The sequence below is a fragment of the Clostridium gallinarum genome, assembly GCF_014836325.1.
Lineage (GTDB): Bacteria > Bacillota > Clostridia > Clostridiales > Clostridiaceae > Clostridium > Clostridium gallinarum.
In genome coordinates this window covers 1-19,998 of the sequence record NZ_JACSQZ010000059.1, presented here as the reverse complement: position 1 = coordinate 19,998, position 19,998 = coordinate 1, and the positions used below count along the sequence as shown (strand labels likewise).

Annotated in this window: 19 protein-coding genes; 18 read left to right on the top strand and 1 reads right to left on the bottom strand. The window is 26.3% G+C overall.

The genetic code is table 11. From position 1 onward, the window contains the following. From H9660_RS13185 to H9660_RS13120, 14 genes are all read left to right on the top strand, one after another. A partial coding sequence (locus tag H9660_RS13185; RefSeq protein ID WP_191750850.1) for a diguanylate cyclase domain-containing protein occupies positions 1-659 on the top strand: 659 nt, incomplete at its 5' end. Continuing rightward, positions 652-1,593 (top strand): hypothetical protein, encoded by a 942-nt coding sequence (locus H9660_RS13180; protein ID WP_207729480.1) that lies wholly within the window; start codon positions 652-654, stop codon positions 1,591-1,593. The genes H9660_RS13185 and H9660_RS13180, both read left to right, overlap by 8 nt. Positions 1,594-1,601: 8 nt before the next feature. Next, complete coding sequence (locus tag H9660_RS13175; RefSeq protein WP_191750848.1) at positions 1,602-2,852, top strand: glycosyltransferase family 2 protein; 1,251 nt, start codon at positions 1,602-1,604, stop codon at positions 2,850-2,852. Between the two features lie 11 nt (positions 2,853-2,863). After that, on the top strand, positions 2,864-4,978 hold the full coding sequence (locus H9660_RS13170) for a cellulose biosynthesis cyclic di-GMP-binding regulatory protein BcsB (protein ID WP_191750847.1): 2,115 nt from the start codon (positions 2,864-2,866) through the stop codon (positions 4,976-4,978). 205 nt (positions 4,979-5,183) lie between these two features. Beyond that, positions 5,184-5,990 carry an amino acid ABC transporter substrate-binding protein gene (locus tag H9660_RS13165; protein ID WP_191750846.1) on the top strand — a complete coding sequence of 269 codons (807 nt, stop codon included), beginning with the start codon at positions 5,184-5,186 and terminating at the stop codon, positions 5,988-5,990. Positions 5,991-6,023: 33 nt separating this feature from the next. After that, a complete protein-coding gene (locus H9660_RS13160; RefSeq protein WP_191750851.1) occupies positions 6,024-6,665 on the top strand; it encodes an ABC transporter permease subunit in 642 nt (213 codons plus the stop codon). Positions 6,666-6,675: 10 nt separating this feature from the next. Beyond that, on the top strand, positions 6,676-7,353 hold the full coding sequence (locus H9660_RS13155) for an amino acid ABC transporter ATP-binding protein (RefSeq protein WP_191750845.1): 678 nt from the start codon (positions 6,676-6,678) through the stop codon (positions 7,351-7,353). A 214-nt stretch (positions 7,354-7,567) separates the two neighbouring features. Further along, positions 7,568-8,911, top strand: coding sequence for a PTS sugar transporter subunit IIC (locus tag H9660_RS13150; RefSeq protein ID WP_191750844.1), 1,344 nt, complete (start codon positions 7,568-7,570; stop codon positions 8,909-8,911). 22 nt (positions 8,912-8,933) lie between these two features. After that, positions 8,934-10,373 carry a 6-phospho-beta-glucosidase gene (locus H9660_RS13145; protein WP_191750843.1) on the top strand — a complete coding sequence of 480 codons (1,440 nt, stop codon included), beginning with the start codon at positions 8,934-8,936 and terminating at the stop codon, positions 10,371-10,373. Continuing rightward, positions 10,361-11,266: an ROK family protein gene (locus tag H9660_RS13140; RefSeq protein WP_191750842.1), complete on the top strand. Its 906-nt coding sequence runs from the start codon at positions 10,361-10,363 to the stop codon at positions 11,264-11,266. The genes H9660_RS13145 and H9660_RS13140 overlap by 13 nt, the downstream gene beginning before the upstream one ends. Before the next feature lie 47 nt (positions 11,267-11,313). Further along, entirely contained in the window at positions 11,314-11,616 is a 303-nt protein-coding gene (locus H9660_RS13135; RefSeq protein WP_191750841.1) for a PTS sugar transporter subunit IIB, read from the top strand. Positions 11,617-11,651: 35 nt separating this feature from the next. Continuing rightward, positions 11,652-11,966, top strand: a complete 315-nt coding sequence (locus H9660_RS13130) for a PTS sugar transporter subunit IIA (protein ID WP_191750840.1) — start codon at positions 11,652-11,654, stop codon at positions 11,964-11,966. A 104-nt stretch (positions 11,967-12,070) separates the two neighbouring features. Further along, positions 12,071-12,832: a MurR/RpiR family transcriptional regulator gene (locus H9660_RS13125; protein ID WP_191750839.1), complete on the top strand. Its 762-nt coding sequence runs from the start codon at positions 12,071-12,073 to the stop codon at positions 12,830-12,832. A 17-nt stretch (positions 12,833-12,849) separates the two neighbouring features. Next, a complete protein-coding gene (locus H9660_RS13120; RefSeq protein WP_191750838.1) occupies positions 12,850-13,554 on the top strand; it encodes a MurR/RpiR family transcriptional regulator in 705 nt (234 codons plus the stop codon). A gap of 21 nt (positions 13,555-13,575) precedes the next feature. Here H9660_RS13120 and H9660_RS13115 read toward each other — a convergent pair whose 3' ends face one another. Beyond that, complete coding sequence (locus H9660_RS13115; protein ID WP_191750837.1) at positions 13,576-16,185, bottom strand: calcium-translocating P-type ATPase, PMCA-type; 2,610 nt, start codon at positions 16,183-16,185, stop codon at positions 13,576-13,578. A 156-nt stretch (positions 16,186-16,341) separates the two neighbouring features. Between H9660_RS13115 and H9660_RS13110 the strand changes: the two genes are divergently transcribed. From H9660_RS13110 to H9660_RS13095, 4 genes are all read left to right on the top strand, one after another. Continuing rightward, positions 16,342-16,764 (top strand): YaaR family protein, encoded by a 423-nt coding sequence (locus H9660_RS13110; protein WP_191750836.1) that lies wholly within the window; start codon positions 16,342-16,344, stop codon positions 16,762-16,764. Positions 16,765-16,844: 80 nt separating this feature from the next. Next, positions 16,845-18,557, top strand: coding sequence for an ABC transporter ATP-binding protein (locus tag H9660_RS13105; RefSeq protein ID WP_191750835.1), 1,713 nt, complete (start codon positions 16,845-16,847; stop codon positions 18,555-18,557). A 111-nt stretch (positions 18,558-18,668) separates the two neighbouring features. Continuing rightward, complete coding sequence (trxA, locus tag H9660_RS13100; RefSeq protein ID WP_191750834.1) at positions 18,669-18,983, top strand: thioredoxin; 315 nt, start codon at positions 18,669-18,671, stop codon at positions 18,981-18,983. Between the two features lie 15 nt (positions 18,984-18,998). Next, positions 18,999-19,865, top strand: coding sequence for an FAD-dependent oxidoreductase (locus tag H9660_RS13095; protein ID WP_191750833.1), 867 nt, complete (start codon positions 18,999-19,001; stop codon positions 19,863-19,865). Positions 19,866-19,998: the final 133 nt, after the last annotated feature.

Genomic DNA, 19,998 nt, shown 5'->3' with positions numbered 1-19,998 from the left:
CTACATTAATAATTAATTTTATATATGGAACTTATAGTTTATATGAAAATATATTTTTAGAAAAAGAACCAAATTATACAATGTATTTATGGTTTATATTAATTCCAATAACTTCTTTAATTATTTCTTTAGTATCAAAAAATATATTATTACTTCAAGAAAAGTTGAAAATTCTTGAAAATGAAAATGAAGAATTAATAATGATAGATCCATTAACGGGTGATAGAAATATGAAATCTTTCAATAATGAAGTACCAATATATTTGAGTATGAATAAAAGATATGAAATCCCAATAACTATAATGATAATAAGGCTTAAACATAGCGAAAGGATTAAAAATATAGTAGGTAAAGATCAATATGATAATATGAGAGTTATTATTTCAAATGCATTAAATGATTCGCTAAGAGTAGAAGATAGAAAATATATTTTAAATGAGGATACATTTATATATATTTTATTATCTAATAAGGAAGGGTTAAAAGTTGTTGAAAAAAGATTGAAAGAAAAAATAAAAAATATTGATTTTAATATTAAGAAATTTAATAAGAGTATAGATTTAGAGGTGCAAATAGGGTTTTATACCTATGATGGAAAAATAGATAATCCATTAGAATTATTAAAAGCTGCTGAAAGAGAATTGGAATACGATGTTTAAAAAAATGAACTATTTAGTAGTTTTTATTATTTTTTTTATTATTCTAATACCATTTAAAGATGTAAAATCTGAAGAAAAAAATAATCTTTATTTAATATTAGATGAAATGTATGTTATTGATGATTTGAATGATATTATAAATAAAATTGATTATCTAAATAATAAGGGAATTCCTTTTATAATTTCAACAATGTCCATTTTTAATAATACCAATATAGAAGCAGCACAAAGATATTATGAAGTTTTAAGATATGCTGAATCAAAAAATGGAAGTATAATATTACATTTTCCAGATATAAGTGAAAGTAATATTACTAATATAAATATAGAAGAATTAATTAATAAAATGACAGTAGCTTATAAAGCATTAATTGATTATGAAGTATATTCTGTAGCTATAGATATTCCAGAGCGATTTTTGAAGCATAAAAATGCAGAAGAATATTTAAGTGTAAGTAAAACGGTATTTATAGATAGAAATAATATGGAAATTTCATCGAATATTAATTTTATAGAAAAGCTTTCTTATTATGAATATGATGAAGAGAAAGATTATGGAGGGAATATAGGAATAATAATACCTTCCAATATTGAATTTAATGAATTTAAAAATATCTTAGAGTCATTAAATAAGAGAGAAATATACTTTAATGATTTTTCTTATTTAAATACTTTTATTAAGATAGGAGAAGATGAAATAAGATTAAAGGATGCTAATTTATATCTTAATAATAAAAATGTAACAGTACAAAGATTTATTTCTAGAGAAGAAATTACTTTTATTTCAACTGAAGAAGAAAGAGTAGAAGAGGATAGTATAGATTTATCTAAATTAAATAAAGCATTAATTATAATAACTACAATAGCAACTATAACATTCATAATTATAGCAATTAGCAATAGAAGAATAGATAGAAATAAATTTTTTAAGTAGGTGGAAAAATGAATATATTCGATTATATAATTTTATATTCACTTATTATTATTTGGATCATAATACTTATTAATGTGATATTAGTTATAGGAGGATATTTTTATTATTTAGATACAATAAAATTTATAGATAACCAGGAACTAGATGAGTATCCTTTTGTATCAGTATTAGTACCTGCTCATAATGAAGGTAAGGTAATAGAAAAAACAGCACGAGCATTATTAGCCTTTAATTATCCAAAGGATAAATATGAAATTATTATTATTAATGATAATTCAAGTGATAACTCAGCGGAAATACTAAGCAATATAAGTAATGAGTTTAATAAAAGAAATTTTATAGTAATAAATACAGATAAAAGAACTGGAGGAAAAGGTAAATCAACAGCATTAAATATAGGTTTTGAAAGAAGCAAAGGCGAAATAATTGCTGTTTATGATGCAGATAATACTCCGGAAAAAGATGCATTAAAGCATTTAGTAAAAACTTTAATTAAAGATAATAGTTTAGGAGCTGTAATAGGAAAATTTAGATGTAGAAATAAGGAAGTAAATTTACTTACAAAGTTTATAAATATAGAAACATTAACATTTCAATGGATGGCACAGGCAGGTAGGTGGAAGTTATTTAATTTATGCACTATACCTGGAACAAATTTTGTGATTAGAAGAAGTATATTAGAAGAAATTAATGGTTGGGATACTAAGGCTATAACAGAAGATACCGAATTAAGTTTTAGAATATATAGAATGGGATATAAAATAAAATTCATGCCAATAGCTGTAACTTGGGAACAGGAGCCTCAAACATTAAATGTGTGGTTTAAGCAAAGATCTAGATGGGCAAAGGGAAATATTTATGTAGTACTTAAAAATTTTAAATATTTGTTTGATAAATCAGCAGGAGCAACAAGATTTGATATTTTATATTATATATTAATTTATGCTTTCTTTTTATCAGCAACAATAATTTCAGATATTTTATTTATATTTGGAGCAGCAGAATTAGTTACTATTAATATAATTGGATACAATATAATACTTTGGATATTAGCTTATTCAGTTTTTGTATTTTCAATATTAGTAGCAATTTCTACTGAAAAAGGGGAGTTAACCTTTAGTAATTTTTTAGTGGTGCTTGCTATGTATTTTACTTATTGCAAATTATGGGGGATAGTAGCTGCTATTGGTTTTTATAATTATATAAAAGATGTAATTCTAAAAAGAGAAGCTAAATGGTATAAGACAGAAAGGTTTTAAGGAGGAAATAAATGAAAAATAATAAGTTAAGAAAGAGTTTTATTATAGTAATATTAGCTTTTATATTACTATCCTTTAATAAAATATCCTTTGCAGAACCTAAAGAAAATTTCCTGGGAAATAATATCTATTCAAAATCAGAAATAATAAATAGTGATATTATTTTTAAAGGTGTTTTTTCTAATTATAGTTTTTATTTTAATGTGGATAAGTGGATTAATGTAGAAAGTCTAACTTCAAACATAAATATTAATGTTAATCAATTAGTAGATAGTTCTAAAGAATCTTATATTACATTTAGTCTAAATGGAGTCCCTTTTTATTCTAAGGATATCATATATGATGAATCTAAAAAAACTCAAAATATTAAAGTAGATATTCCTTTAGATAATATTAAAGAAGGAGCAAATGAATTTAAAATAGAAGGATATTGTAGAATATCAGATGAACCATGTGTAGATGATGTAAATATTGCAAACTGGATAGTTATAAAAAAAGATTCTAGCGTAGATATTAAGTATAAAGAAAGAGTTGTAGATAATAAAATAATGAATTTTCCATATCCATTTATAAAAGCTAGTAATAATAATGACACGAAGATAGTTATACCTAATGATTATTCAGATTATGATTTACAAAGAGCTTTTTTATTATCTAGCTATTTAGTTGGAAATAACACTATTAATAATAAAATAGAAATAATAAAATATAATGATTTAAAAAAGAAAGATAATGATAGTAATATTATTTATTTAGGAAGTAAAGACTCTATACCAAGTGAGATAAATAATATGTTTAGTGATTTAGAGGGTTTAGATTTAAGTAGTTCAGCAGTTATAAGGTTAGGAAATTCACCTTATACAAATGATAAAGATATTTCTAAACTTATGGTTATAACATCAGAAGATGAAAGTTATAATTTGAAAGCTATTAATTTATTAAGAAATGATGATTTAATAAGTCAAATAGATAGTGATAAATTTATAGTTACTAAAGATATAAATGAGATAATGAAAGTAGACGAAGTTAAAAATATAGTTTCTCTTAAGGATATGGGAATAAATGAATTACAGTTTAAAGGCTTATTCAGAAGTGAAAGTACAATTTCATATTTTATTCCTAAAAATAGAGTCATATCAGATGGAGGTAAAATAAAGTTAAATTTTAGGTATTCAGATAATTTAGATTTTGACAAATCGTTATTAACAGTATATATAAATAATTCACCTATAGGTAGTAAAAAGTTAGAAAAAGAAAATGCTTTAAATGATAATTTAGAAATAACTATACCAAGTAATGCTATAGCTAATAATTATGTTGAAATAAAATTAGCCTTTGATTTGGAACTTCCTAATACTTATTGTGAAAGAAGAGAAGAGGAAATGCCTTGGGCTGTTATAAGTGGAGATTCATATATTAATTATGCAACTGAAAATAGTATGGGTTATTTTTTTGATAAGTATCCAGCACCATTTGTAGTAGATAATAGATTTAATGATGTTCTTTTATCAGTACCAGATACCATGTCTTCTGAAGAATTAACCTTATTAGGTGATATTTTTGAGATTATAGGAACTGAAATTTCAAATAACACTGGAAATTTAGAAGTTGCAAGATATAGCAATTTAAATGAAAGAGAAAAAGATAAGAATTTAATTATTTATGGAACTCCTAAAAATAATGAGTTAATTAAAGATGTAAATAATAATCTATGGTTTAAGTATGATGAAAATTATGATAAATTTATTGGAAATGAAAAATTATTTTTAACAGAGGATTTTAATTCGAATATATCAATTTTTCAACTTGATATATCACCATATAATAAACAAAGAGCAATGCTAGTATTAACATCTCCTAATAAAGATATTTTAATTAAATCTTTAAGGTATTTAGGAGATAATAATAAGCTGATTAATTTATCAGGAGATAGTGTTATAGTTGATAAGTATGGTGAAATTAGAACATTTAAATTTAAAGAAGATATAAAAACACCAATATATGAAAAGTTTATAAAACTAGAAAGTAATTCAAAATTAATTATAGGATTATTAGTGTTAATAGCTATATTTATTGGATTATCAGTATTTATGTTTTATAGTAAGAATAAAAAGGATAAATTATAAAATATTACTATATTAATAATATTTTTATAATTTAATTCATTCAGTTTGGAAGTGTTGAAATATCATATCTAGGTGACTTGGGCTGTAAATCGTAACCTGGATATGATACTTTAACACTTTTTTTATTGTATCTTTGTATTGACTTTATTACTTTAGAGTGATAAAGTAATAAATAACAAGAGTGAAATTATGAGGGGGATTTAAAATGAATTTAAAAATTAAAAGAGGATTATTATCATTAGTTGTATTATCAATATTATCATTTATATTGGTATCTTGTAGCGAAAAAAAGGCAGAGAATACTTTGGACAAAGATAAATTAGTCCTAGGCTTTGATGATACTTTTGTACCAATGGGATTTAAAGATGAAAATGGGGAGTATAGTGGATTTGATGTAGAACTTGCAAAGGAGATTGGGGAAAAGCTAGGAAAGGAAATAGTATTTCAGCCAATTGATTGGAGTATGAAAGAAACTGAATTAAGTAATGGAAATATAGATTTTATTTGGAATGGATATAGTATAACAGAGGAGAGAAAGGAAAAGGTTGGATTTTCAACTCCTTATTTAAATAATAGACAAGTTATTATAACTTTAGCAAATTCAAAAATTAATTCTAAGGCTGATTTAGCAGGTGCTGTTGTAGGTGCACAAAATCAATCTAGTGCTGTTGATGCTATAGAAGCAGATGGTGATATAATAAAAACATTTAAAGATGGGAAAGTAGTAACTTTTGATACTAATAATGAAGCATTAATGGATTTAGAAGCAGGAAGATTAGATGCTGTTGTTGCAGATGAAATATTAGCAAAGTATTATACAAATCAAAGAGGTGCAGATAAGTATAAGGTTCTAGAAGAGGATTTTGGATCAGAGGCTTATGCTGTAGGAATGAGAAAAGATGATAAAGAATTAATAGAAGCTTTTAATAAGGCATTTAAGGAAGTTGTTAATGATGGTAAAGCGGGAGAAATATCTAAAAAGTGGTTTGGAGAAGATATAATAGCAAAATAGTATAAGAGTAGTGAGGTGTTAATTTTGGAACTAATAAATGAAATAATAGAATTTTTGCCACAAGTAATAGAAGGATTAAAAATGACTATTGAAATATTTTTAATAACTTTAGTATTATCTATTCCATTAGGTATATTAATTTCTATTGGAAGGATATCTAAAATAAAGGTAGTAAAATTATTAACTGGAATATATGTATTAGTTTTAAGAGGAACACCTTTATTACTTCAAATATTATTTATATTTTTTGGTTTACCATTAATCAATATAAATATACCAAGATTCCCAGCAGCTATTATTGCTATGGTACTTAATTATGGAGCTTATTTTGGAGAAATATTTAGAGCTGGTATATCATCAATAGATAAAGGGCAATTTGAAGGAGCAGAGGTCTTAGGATTAACTAAGAAAGATACATTTTTTAGAATTATAATGCCACAAGCTTTAAAGAGAATATTTCCACCAGTTGCAAATGAAGTGGTTACTTTAGTTAAAGATACAGCTTTAATATATGTTGTAGGATTAGATGAATTATTAAAAATTGCTAAAATTGCAGCTAATAGACTTTCATCGATAATGCCATTTGTAGTAGTTGCAATTGTTTATTTAATTTTTAATGGGTTAATTACTAAAACATTAGAAATTATAGAAAAGAAATTTAATTATTATCAGTAGGGGGGATACTATGCTTAAAGTTAAGGATTTGAAAAAAAACTTTGGAGACTCAGAGGTTTTAAAGGGGATAGACTTAGAAGTTAATAAAGGTGAAATAGTAGTTATAGTAGGTCCTTCTGGTGGGGGAAAAACAACTTTGCTTAGATGCATCAATGGATTAGAATACTGTGATAATGGAACAATAGAAATTAATAATAAATTTATATGTGAAAATGGAAATTATAAAGATAAGAAAACTTTTAGAGAAACAAGAATGGAAATTGGATTAGTTTTTCAAAGTTTTAATTTATTTCCTCATATGAGTGTATTAGAAAATTTAATAGAAGCACCAAAGAGAGTATTGAAACAAAAAGAAGAAGAGGCTATAAAAGATGCAAAGAAAATTTTAAGTTTTTTAGGATTAGAAGATAAAATAAATAGCTATCCCTGTGAACTTTCAGGAGGTCAGAGGCAAAGAGTTGCTATAGGTAGAGCTCTTATATTAAATCCAAGACTTATGTGTTTTGATGAACCTACATCAGCCTTAGATCCAGGACTAACAGGAGAAATAGCAGAGCTAATAAGAAATTTATCTAAAAAAGGTATGAGCATGCTTATTATAACTCATGATATGAATTTTGCAGAAATGGTAGCAGATAAAATTTATTCTATGGATAATGGGTTTTTACAAGATGGAAGTATTTTTTAATAATATATATTAATTTAGTAGATTAAAGTTTTTAATCTACTTTTTTTTATTTAATATAAAACAAAATGTTTTTTTTTTATAACAAAAATCATATGCAGATATATAGATTTTTAAATTGTGAAAATGGTTTCTTTTTTTTATGAAATATAATAATATTGATTTATAAAAAAAAGAAAACATTTTCTAAAGAATAAAGTTTTAGGGGGAATACATTATGAGTATGATGCAAAACATACAAAACAAAATGGAATCAACATTAGTTCCATTTGCAACAAAATTAAATTCACAAAGACATGTAGCAGCGATAAGAGATGCATTTACGCTAGTTTTTCCATTAACTTTAGCAGGTTCTCTTATAGTATTAATTAATTATGCTATTTTATCACCAGATGGCTTCATAGCAAGACTATTACATTTAGGTACATTAATACCTAATTTAACAGATTATCAAGCAGTATTATCTCCAGTTTTAAATGGAACTTCAAATATTATGGCAATTTTAGTTGTATTTTTAACAGCTTATAAATTAGCTGAAGCTAATGGTGGCGATAAGATATTATCAGCAGTATGTGCAATAGGCGTATTCTTTATTTTATATCCTAATTATGTAGCAGATGCGCAGGGATCACAAGCTTTACCAATTGGATTTTTAGGAGCACAAGGATTATTTGTGGCTTTAATAGTAGGTCTTCTAGTAGGAGAGTTTTTAACTAAGTTACAAAGATGTAAAAAACTTTCTATAAAAATGCCAGACGTAGTACCACCAGCAGTAGCGCAATCTTTCAATCTTTTAATTCCAATAATAATAGTTTTAGTAGTAGCTTCTTTAGTTAATTATGGTTTCGGATTTATAGATGAAAATGGAGTGAATCAAGTTATTTATAATGTTATTCAGCAACCACTTTCCTCACTAGGTGGAAATATATTTACAATAATACTTTTTGTAATAGTACAACAATTTTTATGGATAATAGGAATACATGGTCCAAATACATTAGGTGCTGTTAGAGGACTTATGTTTTCACAATTAAATGTTGCAAACTTAACATATTATGGAGAACATGGTACAACAGTAGGAGCACCATTCCCAGTTACTTGGATGAGTATTAACGATACATTTGGTAATATAGGTGGCTCAGGTGCAACTTTAGGTTTAATAATAGCAATATTACTTATAGCTAGAAAAGATAAACAACAATCAGAAATTGCTAAGCTAGCATTAGCTCCAGGATTATTTAATATAAATGAACCATTAATCTTTGGATTACCTATAGTAATGAATCCTATATATCTTATTCCATTTATACTAGCGCCAGTAGCATGTAATATTTTTGGATATTTCTGTACAATGATAATCAAAATAATACCACCAGCTGTAGTAGATGTAGGGTGGACAACACCAGGATTTTTAATGCCTTTCTTAGGTTCAGGTGCAACAAGTTATTTAGCTTTAATTGTTGGAATAATATGTATAGTAATTAGTACTTTAATTTATTTACCATTTGTAAAGGCTGCAGCAGTATCTAATTTAAAAGCAGCTGAAAGATTAGAAAATTAGTTGATAATAAGGAGAACATAAAATGAGTTTAAGAAAAGATTTTTTATGGGGAGGAGCAGTAGCGGCTCATCAATTAGAAGGTGGATATGATAAAGGTGGAAAAGGACTTAGTATAATGGATGTAACAACTTCTGGAAGTAAAGATAAGCATAGAAGAGTTACTGATGGAATTATAGAAGGAGAAAATTATCCAAATCATGAAGCGATAGATTTTTATCATAGATATAAGGAAGATATTTCACTTTTTGGAGAAATGGGATTTAAATGTTTTCGTACCTCTATATCATGGCCAAGAATATTTCCGAACGGGGATGAAGAAAAACCTAATGAAGATGGTTTGAAATTTTATGATAATCTTTTTGATGAATGTTTAAAATATGGTATTAAGCCTGTAATTACATTGAGCCATTTTGAAATGCCATATAATTTAGTGAAAAAATATGGTGGATGGAGAAATAGAAAGTTAATAGATTTATTTGTTAAGTTTGCTACAGTATGTTTTGAAAGATATAAGAATAAGGTAGAATACTGGATGACTTTCAATGAAATAAATAATAAAGCTAATTTTAATTCAGAAGGAAGCATCTATGGTACATCAGGAATCATTTATAAAGAAGGAGAGAATAAAGAAAAAATTATGTACCAAGCATCCCATTATGAACTTGTAGCAAGTGCTAAAGCTATTGAAATTGGGCATAAAATAAATCCTAATTTTAAAATTGGTTGTATGATTGCTATGTGTCCAATATATCCATATTCATGTAAACCAGAAGATATATTAATGGCTCATAAGGCTATGGAGAAAAGATATTTTTATACAGATGTACATGTATTTGGTGAATATCCTAAAAATATATTAAAACTTTGGGAAAGAAAAGGATATGATATTGATTTTACAGAAGATGATAAAGAAGTGTTAAAAAGAGGATATGTTGATTATATAGGTTTCTCTTATTACATGTCTTTTGCAATTGAGAAAAAGCCTAACAATGAATTTTATGATTATGATGAAAGTAATGATTTAGTAAGAAACCCTCATGTTGAAGCAAGCGATTGGGGATGGCAAATAGATCCAGTAGGGTTACGTTATGCATTAAATTGGTTTACTGATAAATATAAATTACCATTATTTATTGTTGAAAACGGATTAGGAGCATATGATAAAGTTGAGGAAAATGGAGAAATTCATGATAAGTATAGAATAGATTATCTTAGAAAGCATATTGAGCAATTTAAAAAGGCAGTTAATGAAGATGGTGTTGATTTAATAGGATATACACCATGGGGATGTATAGATCTTGTATCGGCTAGCACAGGTGAGATGAGTAAAAGATATGGGTTTATATATGTTGATAAGAATGATGATGGAACAGGAAGTCTTAATAGATCAAGAAAAGATTCGTTTTTTTGGTATAAGAAAGTAATAGAAACTAATGGAGATGATTTAAAATGGAACTTTTAACTTTAGATATTGGAGGAAGTACAATTAAGTACGGAATTGTAGATTCTAAGGGAAATATATCAAATAAGGGGAAATTTAAAACACCATCAGATTCAAAAGAGTCATTATATAATACGATAAAAATAATTTGGAATGAGTATGGAAGTAATTCTAAAGGGCTTGCAATAAGTATGCCTGGAGTAATTGATACAAAAAAAGGATTTGCATATAGTGGAGGAGTTCTTCACTATATAAAAAATTGTGAAATAGCTAAAGAAATTTCTGAAATTATAAATACAAATGTTATTGTAGCTAATGATGCTAAGTGTGCTGGGGTTGCTGAATTAGGATTTGGCTCATTAAAAGATATTGATGATGGAGTAGTATTGGTTTTAGGTACTGGAATTGGTGGGTGTATAATTAAAGATAAAAAATTATATGAAGGTAAACATTTTTCATCAGCAGAGGTATCATATTTATTATCTGGAGCAACTGAAAAAGAAAGTAGAGATAAATTATGGGTAATAAAAAATGGAATAGAGGGTTTAGCTGATACAGTTGAAAAATATTATGGAAAACATAATTTTACAGGATTTGATATATTTGAGCTAGCTAATGCTGGAGATGAGAGAATATTAAAAGCATTAAAAGAATTTTCAAAAAATGTAGCAGAGGGAATTTTTACTTTACAAGCAATATTAGATGTTGAAAAATTTGCTATAGGAGGAGGAATTTCAGAACAACCTATATTAATAAAATTAATTAATGAAGCCTATGATGAAATTCATGATAATTTTGTTGAAGAATTTAATAGTCCAATATATCGTCCTAAAATAGAAGTATGTAAATTTCATAATGATGCAAATTTGTTAGGAGCATATTATAGATTCAGAACAATATATAATATAAAATAATTAATATAAACGTAAAATAATAGTGGAAAACGAGAGGAGAATTTGAAATGAAAAGAATAGGTTTATTATGCGCTTTGGGGATGTCAACAAGTGTACTTGTACAAAAAATGAGAAAGGCTGCTGAAGAAATTGGATTTGAATGTGAAATTGATGCATATGCAGTAAATACAGCAGCTGAAGTAGCTAAAAAAGTAGATTGTATACTTTTAGGACCTCAAATTCGTTTTGAATTAAATAAGATCAAGGAAATAGCAGGAGAGATTCCGGTTGAAGTTATAGATATGGTTGCATATGGAACTATGAATGGAACAAAAGTTATTGAACAAGCTAAAAAAATGATGAATGTTTAATAAATAATATACTTTAATAGAAGAGGGGTTAAGATATGCAAGAATTAGAATTGGTATGCTTTGAAATTATAAGTAGTGTAGGAACTGCAAGATCTTGTTATATAGAGTCAATTAGATTATCAAGACAAGGGAAATTTGAAGAAGCTGAAGCTCAAATAAAAGAAGGAAAAGAAATATTTGAAATGGGACATAAAGCTCATGGGAAATTAATACAAAAGGAAGCTTCAGGTGAAAAGACAGAAGGGTCAATATTATTAATTCATGCAGAAGATCAAATGATGAGTGCAGAAACATTTGGAATTTTAGCAGAAGAATTTTTAGAATTAAATAAGGTTATAAGAGAAAAATAAATATAAAATATTAAAAAAGTGTCGATAAGTTCGACACTTTTTTATATAATAAAATTAAACAAGTTATATAAAAATAAAATGAATATGTTTAAGGTGATTATTATATGCTAACGATAGAACAACTAAAGAAATTAAATGAACTTGATATGCTAATATATAATTATATTAATGAAAATAAAGAAAAAGCATTAAATATGAAAATAAAAGATTTAGCAGATGAAATACATGTATCAAATTCATCAATTATAAGATTTTGTAAAAAAGTTGGATGTAACGGATATTCTGAATTTAAAATTAAATATAAAATTTTTATGCAAGATAATAAAAATAATATAAATAGTATAATAAGTGAAGATATAGAAGGGATGTTTGACTTTTTTAATAGGGTAGATAATGAGAAGTTATTTAATAATATAAAGAAATTTGCTAATATTATACATGGATGTGATAAAGTTATTTTTCTTGGAGTTGGTACAAGTGGTATTTTAGCACAATATGGAGCAAGGTTTTTTACTAATATAGGGAAATTTTCGATTGCTATATCTGATCCATTTTATCCGGTACCAAAAGATTTTTATGGAAATGCAGTTGTAATAGGATTATCTGTTAGTGGAGAAACAATAGAAACAATAAATCAAATAAATAAGTTTAAAGAAGAAAAGTGTAAAATTTTATCTATAACTAATAGGAAGGATTGTACATTAAATAAAATTGCAGACGAGTCACTTACATATTATATGCCTTATGAAAAGGTAAATGAATATTATAATATAACAACGCAAGTTCCAGTTATATATTTTTTAGAATTATTAGCAAAACAAGTATATAATTGTTGTCAAAATGAGGATTTAAATGAATATTGTTAAATTTATGAGGAAAAGAAATGTTAGAAAATGAAATTATAAATACTCTTACTAAAAAGGAATTGATAGCCTATAATTATATATACAAAAATATAAAAAATATTAAATATATTTCTATAAGAGAAATAGCGAAGCAAAGTTGTGTATCAACAAGTACGATATTGAGCCTTATAAAAAAGTTTGGATTTTCTAGTTATAATGAATTTAAATATTTTTATTTAAATAAAGAGAATAATTTAGATAAAAAAATGTATAAAATAAATGAAATTATAGAAAGTATAAAAATATTAGAAGAACATAAAGATGATTATATAGAAGAAGCTGTAGAATTAATAAAGGTATCAGATTATATAATTTTTACTGGAATAGGTAATTCAGCAGGAATAGCCCAATATGGAGCTAAAATACTAAGTAATAATGGAAAATTTGCATTGTATCAAGGCGATCCATTTTATAACTCTAAAGTTCTTAAGGGTAATGGGCTAGTAATTATATTAAGTGTATCAGGAGAAACTAAAGAATTATATAGACAAGCTATGGGATATAAAGAGGCTAATATACCAATAATATGTATAACTTCTTCAATTAATGGAATAATTTCTAAAATAGCAGATTATCATATTAGTTACAATTTAAATTATGAGTGCAATGATTTACTTGATTTTACATCACAAATTCCAGTAGTATATATACTAGAAAAAATATCGAATTTATTACATGATTAAAAGAGCAAAATGCTCCTTTAATCATTTTTTAGTAAATATTTTTATTATTTCATTAATTATAAAAGGTACTAGTGAAATTAAAATTACTAATCCCCAATCTTTTAAGCCTAAGGAATAGACTTTAAAGATATTAGCTGTAAATGGAATACTTATTATAGCAAATTGTAGTAGTATTCCAAATAATAATGAAGCAATCAACCATTTATTTTTAAATACTCCAACTTGGAATAATGATTTAGTTTCGTTTCTCATAGATAATGAATAGAAAAGCTGAGAAACACTAAGAACAACAAATGACATAGTTTGTGCATGCCTTAATGACTCAGGATATAAATATTCACCTAATACAAATGCAAATAATGTAGTTGCTCCTATTAAGATTCCATTCATAATTAATAGAATTCCCATTCTACCTGAGAATAAACTTTCATTTGGATTTCTAGGTGGAAGTTCCATTACACCTTCGTCACCTGGATCTACACCTAAAGAAAGTGCTGGGAAACTATCTGTTATTAAATTTACCCATAATATATGAATAGGTAAAAGTGGAGCAGGCCAATTTAATAAGATAGCTACAAATAATGCTACTATTTCTCCTAAATTACAACTTAATAAGAAGATTATAGATTTCTTTATGTTATTAAATATATTTCTACCTTCTTCAACTGCTTTTACTATTGTAGTAAAATTATCGTCTGTTAAAACCATATCAGCAGCACCTTTAGCAACATCAGTTCCTGTTATTCCCATTGCTACTCCTATATCAGCAGCCTTTAAAGAAGGGGCATCATTAACACCATCACCAGTCATAGAAACAATATTTCCATAAGATTTAAAGGCTTTAACTATTTTTACTTTGTGCTCAGGAGAAACTCTAGCAAAAACTCTATAGTTATTAACTATTTTAGTAAATTCTTCATCTGAATAAGAATCTATTTCACTTCCAGCCATAGCTTGAGAAATATCATTTGCAATTCCTAATTCCTTAGCTATAGCAACTGCAGTGTTTTTATGATCACCTGTTATCATTATTGTTCTTATTCCTGCTTTTTTGCTTAGTTCTATAGAACCTTTAACTTCTTCTCTTGGAGGGTCAATCATTCCCATAAGACCAACGAATATTAGATCTTTTTCTAAATCATCAATAGCAACATGTTCATTATCTATTGGCTTATAGGCTAGGGCTAATACTCTTAAAGCAGAGTCAGACATTAAGTTTGAAGCATTTAAAACTTCATCCTTTTTATCTTTGGTAAATTCTTCGATTTTATTATTAACTAAAATTTTATTTGAAATTTTAAGAATACTATCAATAGCACCTTTAGTAAATACATTAAATTTACTATCATATTTATTAACAGTAGTCATAAGTTTTCTATCAGAATCAAAAGGAATTTCATTAACTCTCTTATGATCTTTATTTAAATCTTCTTTATTAATATTTACTTTATTACCAACATCAATTAAAGCAATTTCAGTAGGATCTCCAGTTTGAACTCCATCATTAGAAGTAGCATCATTACATAGCGCCATACCTTCTACTAAAAGCTTAGTTTCGTTATTTTTAATATCAATATTTTCTAAATTTTTAACTTCTCCATTAACATAGTATTTTTTTACTGTCATTTTATTTATAGTAAGAGTACCTGTTTTATCAGAGCAAATAATATTTACAGACCCCAAAGTTTCAACAGATGGCAATTTTCTTATAATTGCATTTTCTTTTATCATTCTTTGAACACCAAGAGCAAGAACTATTGCAACTATTGCTGGTAATCCTTCAGGAATTGCAGCTACTGCTAAACTGATAGAAGTCATAAACATTTCTAAGAAATCTCTTCCTTGAAACATGGATACTATAAACATAACTATAGATACTCCTACAGCAGCAAAACCTAAGGTTTTACCAAGTTGTGCTAATTTCTTTTGAAGAGGTGTAGTATTATCCTCTTCTTCATCAAGCATTTTAGCAATTTTACCTATCTGTGTTTCCATTCCTGTATTTACAGCAATTCCAACGCCTCTACCATAAGTAACTAGAGTTGACATAAATGCCATGTTATGTTGGTCTCCTATAGGAACTTCCTTGTCCTCATTTATAACAGCAGAAGTTTTTTCAGAAGGAACTGATTCACCAGTAAATGCTGATTCTTCAATTTTTAAATTGGCTGATTCAATTATTCTTAAATCAGCAGGAATATATCTGCCTGCATAAATTATTACAATATCACCTACAACAACTTCTTCAGAAGGAATTTCCATTGTATTTCCATCTCTTCTTACCAAAGCTTTAGGTGTAGACATATTTTTTAAAGCTTCTAAGGCTTTTTCAGCTTTGGATTCTTGAATAACTCCAATTAGTGCATTTATAAATATAACAATTAAAATTATTATAGAATCACTAACTTCTCCAACTGCAAAAGAAATAATTGCTGCAATAAGTAAAATATAAATCATAACATCATTTATTTGAGAGAAAAAAAGCTGAAGCATAGTCTTTTTCTTTTTACCTTGCAACTTATTTAGTCCATTCTTTTCTAAGCGAGATTTTGCTTCAGAAGAAGAAAGTCCATTAATCAAATTAGATGACAATTCGTTTATAACTTTATCTGACTCTTTATTAAACCACATTTACAAACCTCCAGACTATAAAATTAATATTTTTATAAGTTTATATAAAAACTCTATATAAGTATATTGTATTAATTTTTAATAATAATAATACATGGAAAAAAAGTGAGTAAAATAATTTTTAGTGATATAATAACTTATGAAAGGGTGAAAATATTGGAAATAGGAAGAATAAATAGAAAAAATGTATTAAATCAAGATAAAAAAGTTATTTCTGAGAAAAGAGATTTTTCTCAAAGTTTTAATCAAGCTAGAGAAAGAAAATCAGAAGAACAATTAAAAAAAATTATTGAAGATATTCAGAAAAAAGGTAATAGATTAGTAGTCTCTAAAACTTATGGAGATGTATTGGCATATAAAAAATTGATTAAAGAATATTTAGAATCAATATTAAAGTTTATGTATGATACTAAAAAAGATATTAGCTTTTGGCAAACTCAATATTTTATTACAGTAGATACTATAGATGGAAAATTAGAAGAATTAACAGAATCACTTATAAATGGAGAAATGGATAATTTAAATATTGCTGCAACAATAGATGAAATACAAGGATTAATTGTTGATATATATAGATAAACATAAAAGTGTCTTGTAAATTTTTCTCAATAAAGATATTATTAAATAATAATATTTATACGAATATAAGGAGGTTAGATATGGTAAAAAGATTTATTAGTTATTATAAACCATATAAGAAAATATTTTTCTTAGATATATTAGCAGCTTTTATAGTTTCAGCTTGTGATTTGGTTTATCCGATGATGACTAGAACTTTAGTAAATGATAGTATACCTAATAAAAATATTAGAATGCTAATAGTATTTGCTGTAAGTTTAATAATTATATACCTAATAAAGGCAGCATGTGGATATTTCATGCAATATTATGGACATGTTATGGGCGTTTATATGCAAGGGGATATGAGAAAGGATATGTTTTTACGTTTTCAAAAATTACCAAATACATATTTTGACAATCATAAAACCGGAGATTTAATGAGTAGAATGATGAATGACCTTATGGAAGTTTCAGAGCTTGCCCATCATGGGCCTGAAGATTTATTTATTTCTACTGTTATGCTTATAGGATCATTTATAGTATTATGTACAATTAATATACCATTAACATTAATAATATTTGCATTTATTCCATTTATAGTTTTATTTACATGGAAACAAAAAACTAAAATGATGACTACTTTTATGGAAACTAGAGTTGAAACTTCAGCAGTAAATTCAAACTTGGAAAATTCTTTAGCAGGAATAAGGATAACTAAGGCATTTGTTTCTCATAAACATGAAATTAATAAATTTGAAAATGGAAATAAGAAATTTATAAAAGCAAGATCAAGATCATATAAGGTAATGGGAGAATATTTTGCAGGTGTTGGTTTTGGAATAGATATATTAGATTATATATCTTTAATAGCAGGAGGAATTTTTACTTATTTTAATATTATTAATTTAGGAGATTTTTTTGCTTATTTATTATACATTAAATTATTTACACAACCAATTAAAAAACTTGTTAACTTTATGGAACAATACCAAAATGGAATGACTGGATTTAAGAGATTTATTGATATAGTAGATGAAAAAATAGAAGAAGATGGAACTATAGAATTAAATAATGTTATAGGTGATATAAACTTTGAGGATGTTCACTTTAGTTATGAAGATAATAATATTTTAAATGGAATAAATTTAAATATAGAAGCAGGGAAGATGCTTGCACTAGTTGGACCTTCAGGAGGAGGAAAAACTACTTTTTGCAATTTAATTCCTAGATTTTATGATGTAAGTAAGGGAAATATAACAATAGATAATAAAAGTATTTATGATGTTACTTTAGAATCATTAAGAAAAAACATTGGTATAGTACAACAAGATGTATTCTTATTTACAGGAACAATAAAGGAAAATATTTTATATGGGAATCATGATGCTAATGATGAGTCTGTTATAGAAGCAGCTAAACGAGCTAATATACATGAGTTTATTATGAGTTTACCTGATGGATATAATACTTATATAGGTGAAAGAGGAGTAAAACTTTCAGGAGGACAAAAACAAAGAATTTCAATTGCTAGAGTCTTCTTAAAGAACCCTCCAATCTTAATATTAGATGAAGCAACTTCTGCTCTTGATAATACTACAGAATATATGATTCAAAAATCTTTAGAGGAATTATGTAAGGGAAGAACAACAATTGTAGTTGCACACAGATTATCTACAATAAAAAATGCAGATGAAATATTAGTTTTAACAGAGAATGGAATAGAAGAAAAAGGAAGTCATGAGGAGCTTTTAAATAATGGTGGATTGTATAAGGAATTATATGAATCACAATTTTTAAATATTAAGAAATAAAATTTTAGATATTGGAGAAAATATCTAAGAGTATATTGACTATTTAATAAAAAATATAGTAAAATCAATTTATAAAATACCCCTAAGGGGTATGCTGGGAGGTAAATTTAAATGGTTCAACATGTATCTGAAGTAGATTTTAATGAAGTAGTTTTAAATTATGAAGGTGTTGTTTTAGTTGATTTCTGGGCAACTTGGTGTGGTCCGTGCAAAATGATAGCACCAGTAGTAGAAGAGGTTTCTAATGAAGTTAGTAATGCTAGATTTGTAAAAGTAGACGTTGATCAAAATGAAAATTTAGCAAATAAATATCAAATTTCAAGTATTCCAACTTTAATGATATTTAAAAATGGTACTCCTGTTGATACTTTAGTAGGCTTTATGCCAAAAGATTCTTTAAAAGCTGCAGTTGTTAAACATCTATAATTAAGAGGCGAAATTGTGAGTAAAAGATATGATATTGCAATAGTGGGAAGTGGTCCAGCAGGATTATCAGCAGCATTAAATGCAAAAATAAGAAATAAAGAATTTATTATTTTTGGAAATAAGAATTTAACTAATAAACTAGTTAAAGCACCTAAAATTAATAATTACTTAGGTTTTTTTGGACTTTCAGGAGAAAACATAAAAGAGAGATTTCAAGAGCATTTAAAGGTTATGGATATAGATATTACTGAAGAGAGAATTAATAGTATATATGCTATGGGAGATTATTTTGCACTAATGGCAAATGAAAAAATCTTTGAAGCAAAGACTGTTATATTAGCTACAGGAGTAGAATATACAAGACCAATAAAAGGCGAGGAAGAATTTTTAGGTAAAGGCGTAGGATATTGTGCTACATGTGATGCTCCATTATATAGAGGGAAAACAGTAGTTATAATTGGTCATAATAAGGAAGCAGAGGCTGAAACTAATTATGTTTCAGAAATTGCAGGGAAAATATATTATGTTCCTATGTATAAGGGAAGTTATGATTTAAATGATAATGTAACTTTAATTGAAGATAAGCCTGAAGAAGTCATAGGAGATTTAAAGGTTAAAAAATTAGTGCTTAATAATTCTGAAATAGAAACTGATGCTGTATTTATATTAAAAGATTCAATTTCTCCAGGACAATTAGTTCCAGGATTAAAAATTGAAGAGGATCATATTGCAGTAGATAGATTAATGAAGACTAATATAAAAGGCTGCTTTGCAGCAGGAGACTGTGTTGGTAAGCCATATCAATACATTAAATCAGCTGGAGAAGGGAATATTGCCTCTCTTAGTGCTGTTAAATATTTAGATGAAATATCTAGAAAATAATAAAATTAATACCTTAAGAAATTATAGAATTTTAATCTTCTATAATTTCTTTTTTTATGTATAGACCAGTTATAAAAAGTCAATACTTTTTTAAAAAATTCTTTTATTAAATAAGGGTATACTTAAGAAACCA